The sequence below is a fragment of the Flavobacterium muglaense genome (assembly GCF_014305155.1).
Classification (GTDB): Bacteria; Bacteroidota; Bacteroidia; order Flavobacteriales; family Flavobacteriaceae; genus Flavobacterium; species Flavobacterium muglaense.
Genome location: NZ_JACRUK010000012.1, coordinates 1 through 14149, shown reverse-complemented (window position 1 = coordinate 14149; position 14149 = coordinate 1). Strand labels below are relative to the sequence as shown.

Genomic DNA, 14149 nt, shown 5'->3' with positions numbered 1-14149 from the left:
TTTTAAATGTTAATTTATATCAGTTGTTTTGGATAACAGATATAATATTTTGTAACCGACTTTGATAATGATTTTAAATTCAGCTGATCAGAGGACTCAATTACGTCTTCAACGGTTCGGTCTTTTTTCAAGATTCGAATTGGTTCTGCTTCCTTGCTATACGCTTGGTTTTTAATTTTACCTTTAAAAATAAAATAGTTCGTTTCTGCTAAGCTAATGTTATTTTCTAATGCAAAACGCTCCTTTAGAGGTTCTAAATCTTCCAAAGAAACTTTTTCGCTTGTCAACTTGATCTTCAAAAGGTCTCTATTTATGATCATTTTACTCAAAGACGATAAAATAAAATCGTCCTGATATTGCCACCCTTTTAAAGCACTTATGATGTCAAAATCATCTAAGCGCGAAAACAAATTTAGAATTTGATTGTCAAATGCATCTAAGGTTATCTTGTTTTCAAGAAAGAACTGCAACGGCTGACTGCAGGGTAAAATGCTACCTTTTAAGGTTAATTCTTTGGCTCGTTTTAAGATTTTTGTCAAAATTTGTTCCGCCACCAAACTCGTTTTATGCAAATAAGCCTGCCAGTACATTAAACGTCTTGACATTAAAAATTTCTCGACAGAATAAATTCCTTTTTCTTCGATAACCAAGAAATCATCCGCTACATTCATCATTTGGATCAAACGTTCCGAGTTCACATTCCCTTCAGCCACGCCAGAGTAAAAGCTATCTCTTTTTAAGTAATCCATCCGATCCATATCCAACTGACTCGAAATCAACTGCAACATGAACTTTCGATGATAATCACCCTCAAAAATTTGAATAGCCAAGCTCAACTGTCCGTTAAACTCCTTATTTAGCTGATGCATGAACAACAGCGAAATTTCTTCGTGATGTACATCTTCAACTATACTGCGCTCCATGGCATGCGAAAAAGGACCATGACCAATATCGTGCAATAAAATGGCAATATACAACGCGTTTTCTTCTTCGGGAGAGATCAAAACCTCTTTGAAACGCAATACATCTACTGCTTTTTGCATTAAATGCATACAACCTAGGGCATGATGAAAACGAGTATGATTAGCACCTGGATACACTAAATAAGATAAACCCATCTGGGAAATCCTACGCAACCGTTGAAAATAAGGGTGTTGTATAAGGTCGTAAATTAACGCATTCGGTATGGTTATAAACCCATAAATGGGATCATTGAATATTTTTAGCTTATTGATCTGAGTCACTATCACTTTATTTAGGTCAACAAATATAAGCAAATTAGATTTTAATAGCATAAGTGTTTTTTTGTGCCTTGTTTATTTACTAAACAACGCATTATAAGCCCTTTTTTGAAGGTAATTCAAGTTGTTAAAAAATTAACATTTTATTAGGTTCGATTAGTTCGGTGTTTTGCGAACCAACTGTATCTTTGCAAACTAAAAAAACGGAAAATGGATATTCAAAAAGAAAAAAACGAATTACGTGAGATGTTTGGAGATCATTTTGAAAAATTATACAATATTCCACCTTTAGCAGCGCGCATAATTGGCTTGCTTATAATTGATGGATGCAAATCAGGCTTAACATTTGAAGCATTAGTAGCAACTATGGGAGCTAGTAAAAGTTCTATTTCAACTAATTTGAATTTACTGCTAAAAATGGAAAAAGTCACCTATTTCACGATTTGTGGAGATCGTAAAAAATATTTTAAAGCAGCCGATTTGAGTAAAAGACTAGAAAATTATTTGAAACTCTTAGACTCAGAAGCTGCAATTATTGATCGAATAATAACATACCGAGAACATACTGCAGCCTGCCCCGAAGAATTATGTAATCTCGAAAACGCAAGAGCCTACAAAGTACATGTCAATGAAGCCGAAAAGCTTATTGCCAATACCATCAAAAAATTTCAAGAAATAGAAACAATAAATAAAAACAAACAATAATTTAATTCACCTACATAAATAGATCCAAATGAAAAAGAGATACTTCATAAGCGCCCTTCTTTTGACCATGAGCTTTCTTTCGTGCAAAAAAGAAACTGTTCATACCGCACCACCAGTACCATCCTATAAAGTTGTACCTATATCAACATCAAGCACTACCCTACTTGCAGAATATCCAGCCAGTTTAGAAGGGGTTACTGATATCGATATTCGTGCAAAAGTGGATGGTTATATCGAGAAAATATTTGTTCACGAAGGACAAGAAGTGAAAAAAGGTCAAATTCTTTTTAAACTAGAAACGCAAACTGCTACTCAGGAAGCTGCGGCTGCCAAAGCTAAAGTAACCGCTGCACAAGTGGAAGTGAGCCGTTTAAAACCTTTGGTAGACCGAAACATTATTAGCGATGTACAACTAGAAACTGCCAAAGCAAATCTTGCAAGTGTAAGAAGTACGTATCAAAGTATAATTGCTCGTATTAATTATGCAACGATAAAAAGTCCAGTAAATGGAATTGTAGGGACATTGCCGTTGCGTTTAGGAAGCTATGTGAGCAGTCAAACAGCTGAACCATTGACACGCATATCCGATATTAGTACTGTCTACGCTTATTTTTCTGTAAATGAAAAACAACAGTTAGATATCATGATGAACACGGATGGAAAATCTTTTCAAGATAAAATCAATCAGATGCCAGCCGTAAACTTAGTGTTAAGTAATGGTGTTGCTTATGAGCAAAAAGGAAAAATTGAAACTTTTAGCGGTCAAGCCAATATGCAAACAGGATCGTTTAATGTAAGAGCACGTTTCCCGAATGCAAACCGATTGTTACGTTCTGGTGAAAGCGGAACACTGCAAATTCCAACAGCTTTGCAGAATGTGATTATTATTCCGCAAAATGCGACAATTGAATTGCAAGACAAGCGTATTGCCCTTGTAGTTGATACCGAAAATAAAGTAAAAGCGGTACCAATCGTAGTGCGTTCAGTACCTGGAGGACGCTTTTTTGTTGTCGATAGCGGACTGAATCCTAATGATAAAATGCTAATTGAAGGAGTAGGAATTGTAACCGAAGGAACACTTATAAAACCTGAGGTTGTTGATTACAAAACGGTAATCGATCCAACAAAAAAATAATTGACAAACTAACTATTGAATAAATAACAAGATATGTTTTCAAAATTTATTGACAGACCGGTATTGTCAACGGTGATTTCTATAATCATCGTAATCCTAGGAGGGATCGGTTTAGTATCGCTCCCTGTATCACAATATCCCGAAATAGCCCCGCCCACTGTTACCGTTACAGCAAATTACCAAGGCGCAAGTGCCGAAGTAGTAATGAACTCGGTAGTAATCCCGTTAGAAGAGCAAATTAATGGTGTTGAAGACATGTCATACATGACATCAACATCAAATAATGATGGATCTGCTTCGATTAGTATTTACTTTAAATTGGGTACAAATCCAGATTTGGCTGCCGTAAACGTACAGAATCGCGTATCACGTGCTACCCCTCTTTTGCCTCAAGAGGTTACAAAAGCTGGAGTTACCACTTCAAAAAGACAAAGTGATAATATCTTGATCTTCTCCTTATACAGTGAGAATCCCGATTACGACATGACTTTTCTGCAAAATTATGCCAATATCAATATTCTACCTAAGATAAAAAGGGTTGCTGGTGTTGGAGAAGCAGTCATTTTTGGACAAAAAGATTACTCTATGCGTATTTGGTTAAAGCCCGATGTTATGGGGGCTTATGGCTTAGTTCCATCTGATATTACTGCTTTATTAGCAGAGCAAAATATCGAAGCAGCTCCCGGACAATTAGGAGAAAATAGCGGACAATCCTTTCAATATACCTTAAAATATAAAGGGCGTTTACAGGACGCAAAAGAGTTTGAAGAAATTGTGGTTCGCTCTACGGCAAATGGGGAAGTTCTTAAATTAGGTGATGTAGCTAGAATTGAATTGGGAGCTGTTAACTATGCCAGTAACACACTTACTAATGGCAATCAATCTGTGGCAATTGCCATTGCACAAACGGCAGGATCAAACGCACAGGAAGTAATTGAAGGCTCGCTAAATGTGTTAGAAAAATCATCTGTAAACTTTCCTAAAGGAGTAAAATATACCACTTTAATTAATGCAAATGACTTCTTAGAAGAATCGATCACAAAGGTAATTCATACTTTAATCGAAGCCTTTTTACTAGTTTTTATTGTAGTTTTTATCTTCTTACAGGATTGGAGATCGACTTTAATTCCAGCAATATCAGTACCGGTTGCCATTTTAGGAACCTTCTTTTTCCTGAGTGTCTTTGGGTTTACCATTAATTTACTTACGCTATTTGCGTTAGTACTTGCTGTAGGTATTGTTGTCGATGATGCCATTGTGGTTGTCGAAGCGGTTCATGCCAAAATGGAAGCTGGAGAACACGATCCTAAAAAAGCAGCACATAGCGCCATGGGCGATATTAGTAGCGCCATTATCTCCATTACACTAGTCATGTCGGCGGTATTTATTCCGGTTTCATTCATTAGTGGTTCGGCTGGGGTTTTCTACAAGCAATTTGGATTAACCTTAGCGGTTTCTATTGTGTTATCGGCTATAAATGCATTGACACTTTCACCTGCTTTGTGCGCTATTTTCTTGAAACCTCATGACAATCAAAAGAAAACAGGATTTCTAGATCGATTTTACACGGCCTTTAATGTTGGTTTTGATAATACGACTCAAAAATACAAGCGTTCTGTTGAATTTTTCATCAAAAAGAAATGGTTGGCATTCTTAGGAATTGCTGTTTTTGCCGGAATATTTGTTTTATTATTAAACATTACTCCAAAGGCGTTTGTCCCTGGAGAAGATACTGGTGCAATCCTTTCGGATGTATCGTTACCACCTGGAACCTCTTTAGAAAATACCGAAAAAGTATTATTACAAATTGAGAACAAAGTAAAAGATATTCCAGAGATCAAAGAAGTTTTACGTATTTCTGGTCGAAGTTTGATCAGTGGAACTGGTAGTAATTACGGGATGGTAATTGTAAAATTAAAACCTTGGGCTGAACGCAAAGAAGCCAATCAAGAAATTTCGATGATTGTACAAGAGCTTTTCAAGCGAACTGCTGCGGTTAAAGATGCGAAAGTACTTTATTTTGCAAGACCTACGTTAGTTGGTTTTGGATTCACCAACGGTTTTGAACTGCAATTGCAAGATCAAAAAGGTGGAAGCATTCAGGAATTAAGTGAAGTAAACAATGCGTTTTTGACAGCATTAAACAGCCGTCCAGAAATTAAGTATGCTGCTACTTCTTTCTCTCCAAATTATCCGCAATACCGCATTGATTTGAATGTGGCAGCAATCAAAAGATCAGGCTTAACGGTAACTGATGTATTGGGAACCATGCAAGGGTATTATGGTGGTGTTTATGCATCGAATTTTAATAAGTTCGGAAAACAATTTCGTGTTGTTTACCAATCTGAGCCGCAGTTTAGAGCCAATCCCGAATCATTGAATAAAGTGCTTGTTCGAAATAGCCAAGGACAAATGGCACCAATCTCGCAGTTTGTTACGTTAGAAAAGGTTTTTGGTCCGCAAGCAATTGATCGTTTCAACTTATTTACTTCGGTTAAAGTTACAGGAGCACCTAATGACGGTTTTAGTACTGGTGACGCCATTAAAGCGGTAGAAGAAGTAGCGGCTCAAAAATTACCTCTTGGTTACGGTTACGAATTCTCAGGAATGACTCGTGAGGAAATTAGTGCAGGCGGACAAACCTTGTATATTTTCTTGCTGTGTTTGATTTTTGTTTACTTTTTACTAGCCGCACAATACGAAAGTTATATGTTGCCATTTGCAGTATTAATTTCACTACCAATTGGATTAGCAGGTGTCTATATTTTTGCCTATTTATTCAATGTGAGCAACAATATATACCTACAAATCACACTGATTATGTTGATTGGTTTACTAGCCAAAAACGCCATTTTGATCGTCGAATTTTCGGTAGAAGCTAGAAAAAAAGGGCTCAGTATTGCCCAGGCTGCTATTCAAGGAGCAGTAGCCCGTTTACGTCCTATCTTGATGACATCATTTGCCTTTATCTTCGGATTATTGCCTTTGATGTTAGCACAAGGTGCTGGAGCGGTAGGAAATAAAGCAATTGGAACAGGAGCAATTGGAGGGATGTTAATAGGAACATTGTTAGGAGTTTTTGTAATTCCTGTATTGTTCATGGTTTTTCAAACCTTACAAGAAAAAATTAGTACAAAACCAATTACTAGTACTATTCAGGAATCAAATGTTGCACTTTTAGATGAAAATAATGAAAAATAAAATATATAAAATCGCACTTTTAGGAGTTACGGCGACACTACTACAATCGTGTTTTGTTGCTCAAGATTACAAACGGCCAGCTTTAAAAACAGAAGATTTATATCGCAATGAAGTGGTGTCAACAGACACTACTTCACTTGCAAATGTATCTTGGAACAATATTTTCACTGATCCTTTATTGCAAGGTTATATTACCAAAGGATTAAAAAATAATTTGGATGTGCGCATTGCCATGCAAAATATAGTTGCTGCACAAGCCACCATGAAGCAAGGTGAAATAGGCTACTTCCCTACACTATCTGCAACCACAGACTGGACACATAATAAAATTTCTAAAAACAGTCAGTCAGGATCCTTTTTGAGTGATTTGAATACTGATCAATACCAATTGTACGGCAGCCTTTCATGGGAAGCTGATATTTGGGGGAAAATAAGAAGTAATAAACGTGCTACAAACGCATCATTTTTACAAACAACTGCCGTAAATCAAGCGATAAAAACGCAATTAATTGCTAACATAGCAACTACTTATTACCAATTGCTTGCAGTAGATGCTCAAATAAAAGTAGCCGAAGAAACTTTAATTAATCGCAATAAAAGTGTGGAAACCATTCTGGCTTTGAAAAAAGCAGGAAATGTAACTGAAGTTGGAGTAAAACAAACCGAAGCACAAAAATACGCTACGGAAATCATTATAGCCGACCTGAAAAACAACGTACTTATTCTAGAAAATACCATGAGTGCGCTTCTAGGTGAAGCTTCGGGTAAAATTGCACGTGGTACATTTGAAGCACAAAAAATGCAATCCAATATCACACTTGGTGTTTCGGCTAGTTTGCTGCGCAATCGTCCTGATGTTATTGCGGCCGAATACAACTTGATTTCTAACTTTGAAATGACGAATGTGGCTAAAAGTGGTTTTTATCCAAGTTTAAAAATCACAGCTTCTAGCGGATTACAAAGTATTGATTTAAAAGAATGGTTTAGTGCTAATTCTATTTTTGCCAATATCGTGACTGGATTAACACAACCTGTTTTCAATCAAAGACAAATACGAACTAAATATGAAATAGCGAAAGCCAATCAAGAAAAAGCGTATTTACAGTTTGAGCAATCTTTATTAACAGCTGGAAAAGAAGTTTCGGATGCACTAGCACAATACAACAATGAAACCTATAAAATCACTGTTCGCGAAAAACAAGCAGATGCTTTAACAAAAGCTGCTAATTTCTCAGATGAATTATTAGTGTACGGTTTAGCTAATTATTTAGAAGTATTGACTTCAAAAAACGATGCCTTGAATGCGAAACTCAATCTAGTAGATAATAAATTTCAACAATATAAAGCAGTCATTCAATTGTATCGCGCCCTTGGTGGTGGTGGATGGCAATAAGAATGATTAAAACACAATGTTTACTAATCCCGAAAAAGCCGCTAAGTATTATACTTAGCGGCTTTTTCATTTATAATGCAAATTATAGTTTGCTTACAATTTTCTAATCCAGATATTTCTAAATTGTGTTTTACAGCCGTGTTCTTGTAATGAAATCACATCTTCTCCATGAGGAACAGGGTAATTATGCAAGCCTGCATACAAAGTTAAACCATTAATTGTAGCATTATTTTGTATTAAAACGCCGTTATGAAAAACAGTAATTCTTGCTGGCGCATCAATTAGTCCATTGGCTTTAAAACGAGGAGCTGTGTACACAATATCATATGTATTCCATTCCAACGGACTTTTCATCGCATTTACTAATGGGGGATGATCTTTGTAAATGCTTCCTGCTTGACCGTTACTATAGGTTCTATTGTTATAAGAATCTAATACTTGTAATTCATACCTGTTTTGAAAAAAAACACCACTATTTCCACGCCATTGACCACCATCTACTACAACATCAGGAGCACTCCATTCTATGTGCAGCTGGCAATCGCCAAAGCTCATTTTAGTTTGGATTCCACCAGCATCACTAACCACTTCCATATAATCATTGTTAACAATTTTCCATGGTGCTGATTTATTAGTATCTTTTTGGCTAACCCATTGATCCATATTTTTCCCGTCAAATAAAATAATAGCATCCGATGGTGCATCACCTAATTTCTTAGCGGGAGTAATTACCTTAACTTGTGGTTCCCAAATCTCGGTCATCTCAGGTTGCATGGTCATTGGAGAAACGGCTGGAGGTATCGTAATAACGGTATGTTGTCCCATCATAGCTGCTGAAGAAAACAAAACAGAAAAAAGCAAGTAACGACTGATTGTATTAAAATTCATAACATATTGGTTTTAGAAATTTGATCAAAAGATAAATTTAGAATAAAAACGTTGATTTACACTAATTTATCAAAGTAATTTTCTGTTTGATCCTAATGAAATCAACCGTTATTGTTTTCGATCTAAACTTCCATAAAAAAACCTAGATTAAAACAACGTTCTAATCTAGGTTATTAATTATTAGGTTTATGAAGGAAACCATAATTTAAAAAATCGTTATCAATCAAAAATTATTTGAATTCGATAACAAATTCATCTTTAGGAGTTCTCACCTTTTTCATAGGAGCAATCCAGTCATTTGGTGTATCAGCATATCCTACGTACATCAGTGAAACGCTTTTCAATCCTCTTTTTTCTAGTTCTAAGATTTCATCAACTACACTGTTGTCAAATCCTTCTACTGGTGTACTATCAACTCTTAATTCTGCGGCTTGCGCCAAAGCAAGTCCAAGAGCAATATAGGTTTGTCTAGCGATGTGAGCAAAATTCTCTTCGGCTGGTTGCGCCAAGTAGATTTTTTTCAACATATCAGTATAACTACCAAAACGGCCTCTTTCTAATCCACGCTCATCCGTAGTATAATCAAATACTTTGTCGATACGCTCAGCAGTATATCGATCCCAACCTGCAAAAATTAATACATGAGAACAATCTCTCATACATTCTGGATTCAAAGCTCCTTTTACTAATTTTTCTTTTAATTCTTGATTTTCGACCACAATTACTTGGAAACCATGTAACCCTGAAGAAGTAGGAGCTAGTCTTGCTGCTTCTACAATTTTATCAATATTTTCTTTGCTTACTTTTTTAGTAGCATCGTATGCTTTTACAGCATGTCTCCAGTTCAAATCTTCTATTAAAGCCATTCTATTTGTATATTTATAGTGGGTAAAAATTTTATTAATTGTTTGAAACCGTTAAAGTAACAGGCATATTTCCTCTTGTAGCGTTTGAGTACGGACAAACCTCATGTGCCTTTTCTATTAACGATTGCGCGACTTCCATAGTTACTCCAGGAATAGTAGCGTGTAGCTCTGCAGCTAGTCCAAATCCACCATTGTCATTTTGACCAATATGCACTTTCGCAGTTACCGTAGTTTGGCCAGTTTGAATATTTTCCTTTTTGATAACCAAGTTTAATGCACTATCAAAACAAGCCGAATAGCCTGCAGCGAATAACATTTCAGGATTAGCAAAATCATCATTTGCTCCACCTAATGCTTTTGGATGTCTTACTTCCAAGTCTAAAATTCCGTTTTCGCTTTTTACTTGTCCGTTTCTACCACCTGTTGCGGTAGCATTTGTTGTATATAAAGTTTTCATTCTTATTGTTTTAAAATTTTCGTTATTATATTCTTTAAGTTCGTTAAATCCTCCAACGACACATTCATGGATTCCATTAATTGCGCGGGTATGCAAGAGGCTTTCTCTTTTAAGGCCTCCCCTTTTAACGTAAGTGAAATATGCACCAATCGTTCATCAATTGTACTACGAGTTCTACAAACCAAGTCTTTTTGTTCCATTCTTTTTAGCAAAGGCGTTAGTGTACCACTGTCTAATTTTAGTTTTTCACCCAGCTGATTGACTGTTTGCTCTTTGTATTCCCACAACACCATCATAACCAAATATTGTGGATAGGTCAATTCTAATTCCGTTAATAAAGGGCGATATTGATTAATAATTTCCTTTGCAAAAACGTAAACTGGAAAGCAAACCTGTTCACTAATATGTAATTGGTCTTTCATTTTTCTTATTTGTAGATACAAATGTAATACACAATTAAATTGTGCGCAATTTAATTGATCGATATTAATACATTTTTAACAAATGGTGCTTTGCCTGGTAATACATGTTGTGCAACCTCCTTATATCAGTAAATTATGCAATCTGTAGATTTATAATAGAACCCATTGCTTTTTATGTTTGCAAGAGTACCATTGTAATTAACCGATAAAGTAAAACTCTCTTTTGATTCTGGACAGTTGTTATACTTCATCATTTTAAGAGTGTATCCATCCTCAACTTTTAAAAACCCATTGCCTTCTTCTGAATTTTGATCGATATCATATTCATTAATTTTTCCTATCAAATAAGCTTCATACACATTATCAACTTTATCAATAAAAGTTTTCAATTCTTTTTCTGACCGTACGATTTTCCATTGGTCATTTTCCAAATAAGTAATTCTGTAAGCACAAAGTGATGGATGACAACCTGAAAAAAACCATTTAAATTAAATTTGCTTTTCGGTATGGCTATATTTTCTGTATTTCCTTTTGAAAATAAGATTTCAAAATCCAACTTATCAGTTTTATAATTTGGAAAGTGTTCAATTTGCCAATATTTAACAGTTTTATTTGGTATAATTTTTTTCAGCAGAACTTCGTTTTCCGCATTTTTTGCTGATAACGTTTCGAAATTTTGATTGCAGGAGCAAAAAAATAAAATACAAAAAATTGATCTAATTATCTTTAATTTCATTTGTTAAAGCGTGTTTTTAAAATGTTGCATAACAGTTAATAATAATATGAACCTCACCAATCTCATAACTAGTCCAACTAAATTAATTGGCGTTATAAACAAGCAATTTAGTTAGGATTCAATTCCTAATAGTAAAACAGTTTCGCCTTTTTTGTTTTTATAAACGGTGATTTCTGATAGATCTAAATCGGCTATGTCGTGGCCCCAAACACCGTATTTTCCGTTGGTTTGATTTCTATTGTACATGGTGGTTCTCTGGTTAATGGGTATCGTTTTTACAGTAGCTGTTTGCTCTTCTTCGGCATATAATTTGTAGTAATGTTTGCTGATTTCTATTAGTAATTGTCCTCGAGTAAAACCTTTAGCAGATTGTAGTACAAAATCATATTGGTTCGTTAATGGGTAATCAATGACTACTTTTACTTGATTATCCTTGATCACAATTTCGTCACGCTTGTCTAAAAATACCAACTCTTGTTGGGGTTTTTCAAGATCAGCCCAAGGAATCATTCCGTCTTCGAAGTTTTCGACATCATCAGTTTTGACTTGAAATTCAAAGGAACCAATCCTAGTTCCTAGATCATCATGGGTTTTCTCCATTGATTTTTGTTCGTTTTCTTTAACCAAGTCAATTGGTAATTTGGTCGCTGCATTATCCGTTTTGCCTTTACAGCCTATTGCTAGAATGGAAACAAAAAGTAAAAAGTATTTCATCATTGATTTCAATTATTTGTGGGTAATTATTACTAATTCACGATTGGTTTTAATATTCATGAGCCATGCGCAAGGATTCACCGCGAAGCGTCTCGCTCGTGCCTATTATTAAAAGCAATTTAAAATAAAATAAACCATAATTTTGATAATGTATTAATGAACTATTTTTATAAATAAGTTAAAAAATAAACTGCTATAATAGAAAACCACATTTATATTTTTGCATCCAACTTTGGTTTTAATTACTTTGTAGGCACGAACGAGACGATCGCGCTAGCTGGGTCTCCAAAACCTGTACAGGTTAGGATTAGTGTTTCAAAGGTTGTTACATTTTTGTTGTGTCCAGTTTCTGAAATTGAAGCCATAATATTTGATTTTTAAGTTGTTAATGATTTTAAAAATAATGATTTTTAATAATTAAAAATTTATTTAGACGAAAAGTTTTATGAAAAAAAACAGCGGTTTTGAGCGAAGCCTAAAACTGATGTTACTATTATTTTTTTTAAAATCGAAACTCCATTTTTAAAAGTACATATCTTGGTCGCAAACGGTATTCGGTTTTTGAAATGCTGATATCGGTTATATTATAATTTTTAAATGTTTTTGTGTTAAATAGGTTATTTCCTAAAACAGAAAAAATAAGTTTATTTTTTTTTGCAGTATAATTGGCTTTTAAATCCATAAAGGTGTATTTATTGTTTTGGTTGTCTAAATTACCAAAATAGTAACGCTCTGTATCAATTTCAATATTTAATTTATCATTTAACATGAAGGATAGGTCTAAAAAACTTGTATTATCAGAATATGAATTTGAAATAGTTGTATTGATTTCATTGTAATTCCATTTTGTTCCAATATTATAACTAAACAATCTTTTAAATCCAGAACGCAATTCTATACCATAGCCAATAGATGAGTTAGTTACTTTTCTTAACTCTGAATTGTTTACAATGTTTTTATAGTTTGATTTTGTTGCATCTAATGTTAATTTTAAATTTGTCGATATTATTTTGAAATAACGGTCTATATTTGTAGATAATATTAAGAAATCTCTGTCTTTTATAATAATTTTTTCCGACAGAGAATAATTTTGGTTTATTGTTGTATTGGTGCTTAAAAAATCATGGTTTTTTGAATAAAGAAAAAATACATTGCTGAAAAATTTATCACCCCAATTGCCATAAGTATGATTTAATATTATAGTCGATAAATTTAATTGATTAAAACTATCGATTCCTTTTGAGAAGGAACGAAAACTATTTTGAATGTAATTGTTGTTTACATCAAGAATAGTTGCATTTTTAGTATTTATAGAAAATGAAGTTGTTAATTTGTTTTTTTTGTTTACTTCCCATTCAAAACCTATTTTTGGGTTAATAAAAAAAACATTTTGATTTTTGATTTTTTCTGAATTTTGAATACTATTAAAAATTTGATGAAAATCTGCTTGCGTTAGTAAGTAGATTTTATTGAATTTAAATCGATATTTTGAATTTAAATATAAATCATCGACAGAGTAAATCGTTTTATTTTGATAATTTATTGGTTCGTCAATAATTATTTCGTTTATTTTGAGTTGAAAATTAGTTGTTAGATTGTCATACCTAAATTGATTTCCAAATCGAATTTCTAATAAATCATTACTTTTTTTTCGGTTTAATAAATGGGCCTCAAAACCAGCAAATTGCATTTTATTTTCACTTGATTGGTTTATGTCATCTGCATTTTGATTAAATAAGGTTTGATATATAAATTGATTGGCAGAATAGATTTGGGGTGTTTTTTCGTTTATATATCTTCCTGATAGAATGAAAACTTTATTTTCTTTGAATTTGTTTGTAAAAACAATTTTTTGATCAAAAAGATGGTTATTACTTTGTAATTTTTCATTTAATAAATTGCTGTTAAACATTAAATCACTAGTACTCTTTTCATTAGTTGTGCTTATTTTTCCAGTATATTCTAAAGTTTTTGATTTTGAAATATCATAAGTTAAATCTACTTTCCCAAAACCATTTGCTTTAACCTTTTCCGCAAAATAATCTTGTTTATTCTCAAAAGATGTGCTTCCGATTGAATATGTTTGAAGACTATTTTTGAAATAATCATTTTCATCGGAATAAAAAAAAACTAAAGTTTTGATTTTGGTTTTGGGAGAAATTATGAAAATAGAATTTAGTGATACCATCTCCGAATTATTTAAATTTATTCTATTTTGATTTAAGTTAGGAATATCATTATTTATTTCAAGAACTGATTTTGCATTTTGATTATCTCCTATGCTTGCGGGTTCATCGTTATGTGCTGGTCTAATTAGGGCTTGCTGAAAAATTGCAAATCCAATAAAACAGAGGTATTTAGAGCTACTTTTTCTTGTTTAAATGCAAAGAA

14 protein-coding genes are annotated in these 14149 nt (G+C 33.7%); 4 read left to right on the top strand and 10 right to left on the bottom strand.

From position 1 onward, the window contains the following. Window positions 1–14 precede the first annotated feature (14 nt). On the bottom strand, window positions 15–1244 hold the full coding sequence (locus H8R24_RS07000; RefSeq protein WP_187017903.1) for an HD domain-containing protein: 1230 nt from the start codon (window positions 1242–1244) through the stop codon (window positions 15–17). A 207-nt stretch (window positions 1245–1451) separates the two neighbouring features. Here H8R24_RS07000 and H8R24_RS06995 point away from each other — a divergent pair, with 207 nt between their 5' ends. The 4 genes from H8R24_RS06995 to H8R24_RS06980 are packed head-to-tail and all read left to right on the top strand — an operon-like array spanning window position 1452 to window position 7675. Then, window positions 1452–1946, top strand: coding sequence for a GbsR/MarR family transcriptional regulator (locus H8R24_RS06995; protein ID WP_187017904.1), 495 nt, complete (start codon window positions 1452–1454; stop codon window positions 1944–1946). Between the two features lie 28 nt (window positions 1947–1974). Beyond that, window positions 1975–3081, top strand: coding sequence for an efflux RND transporter periplasmic adaptor subunit (locus H8R24_RS06990; RefSeq protein WP_187017905.1), 1107 nt, complete (start codon window positions 1975–1977; stop codon window positions 3079–3081). 33 nt (window positions 3082–3114) lie between these two features. Continuing rightward, complete coding sequence (locus H8R24_RS06985) at window positions 3115–6282, top strand: efflux RND transporter permease subunit (protein ID WP_187017906.1); 3168 nt, start codon at window positions 3115–3117, stop codon at window positions 6280–6282. Then, window positions 6272–7675: an efflux transporter outer membrane subunit gene (locus H8R24_RS06980; RefSeq protein ID WP_187017907.1), complete on the top strand. Its 1404-nt coding sequence runs from the start codon at window positions 6272–6274 to the stop codon at window positions 7673–7675. Before H8R24_RS06985 ends, H8R24_RS06980 begins: the two co-directional genes overlap by 11 nt. A gap of 93 nt (window positions 7676–7768) precedes the next feature. Here H8R24_RS06980 and H8R24_RS06975 read toward each other — a convergent pair whose 3' ends face one another. The 9 genes from H8R24_RS06975 to H8R24_RS06940 form a co-directional block, all read right to left on the bottom strand. Further along, on the bottom strand, window positions 7769–8563 hold the full coding sequence (locus H8R24_RS06975; RefSeq protein ID WP_187017908.1) for a 3-keto-disaccharide hydrolase: 795 nt from the start codon (window positions 8561–8563) through the stop codon (window positions 7769–7771). Window positions 8564–8793: 230 nt separating this feature from the next. Next, window positions 8794–9429 carry a nitroreductase family protein gene (locus H8R24_RS06970; protein ID WP_187017909.1) on the bottom strand — a complete coding sequence of 212 codons (636 nt, stop codon included), beginning with the start codon at window positions 9427–9429 and terminating at the stop codon, window positions 8794–8796. Window positions 9430–9463: 34 nt separating this feature from the next. Next, complete coding sequence (locus tag H8R24_RS06965) at window positions 9464–9886, bottom strand: organic hydroperoxide resistance protein (RefSeq protein WP_187017910.1); 423 nt, start codon at window positions 9884–9886, stop codon at window positions 9464–9466. A 2-nt stretch (window positions 9887–9888) separates the two neighbouring features. Beyond that, on the bottom strand, window positions 9889–10308 hold the full coding sequence (locus H8R24_RS06960) for a MarR family winged helix-turn-helix transcriptional regulator (protein ID WP_187017911.1): 420 nt from the start codon (window positions 10306–10308) through the stop codon (window positions 9889–9891). A 125-nt stretch (window positions 10309–10433) separates the two neighbouring features. After that, the gene (locus tag H8R24_RS06955; protein ID WP_187017912.1) at window positions 10434–10697 is read right to left on the bottom strand and encodes a hypothetical protein; all 264 of its coding nucleotides are present in this window, start codon (window positions 10695–10697) and stop codon (window positions 10434–10436) included. Then, window positions 10694–11044, bottom strand: coding sequence for a hypothetical protein (locus H8R24_RS06950; protein ID WP_187017913.1), 351 nt, complete (start codon window positions 11042–11044; stop codon window positions 10694–10696). Before H8R24_RS06950 ends, H8R24_RS06955 begins: the two co-directional genes overlap by 4 nt. Window positions 11045–11155: 111 nt before the next feature. Continuing rightward, a complete protein-coding gene (locus H8R24_RS06945) occupies window positions 11156–11761 on the bottom strand; it encodes a hypothetical protein (RefSeq protein WP_187017914.1) in 606 nt (201 codons plus the stop codon). A gap of 239 nt (window positions 11762–12000) precedes the next feature. After that, a complete protein-coding gene (locus H8R24_RS18275) occupies window positions 12001–12123 on the bottom strand; it encodes a hypothetical protein (protein ID WP_262891094.1) in 123 nt (40 codons plus the stop codon). A 137-nt stretch (window positions 12124–12260) separates the two neighbouring features. Continuing rightward, window positions 12261–13946, bottom strand: a complete 1686-nt coding sequence (locus H8R24_RS06940; RefSeq protein WP_187017915.1) for a TonB-dependent receptor — start codon at window positions 13944–13946, stop codon at window positions 12261–12263. Between the last annotated feature and the right edge of the window lie 203 nt (window positions 13947–14149).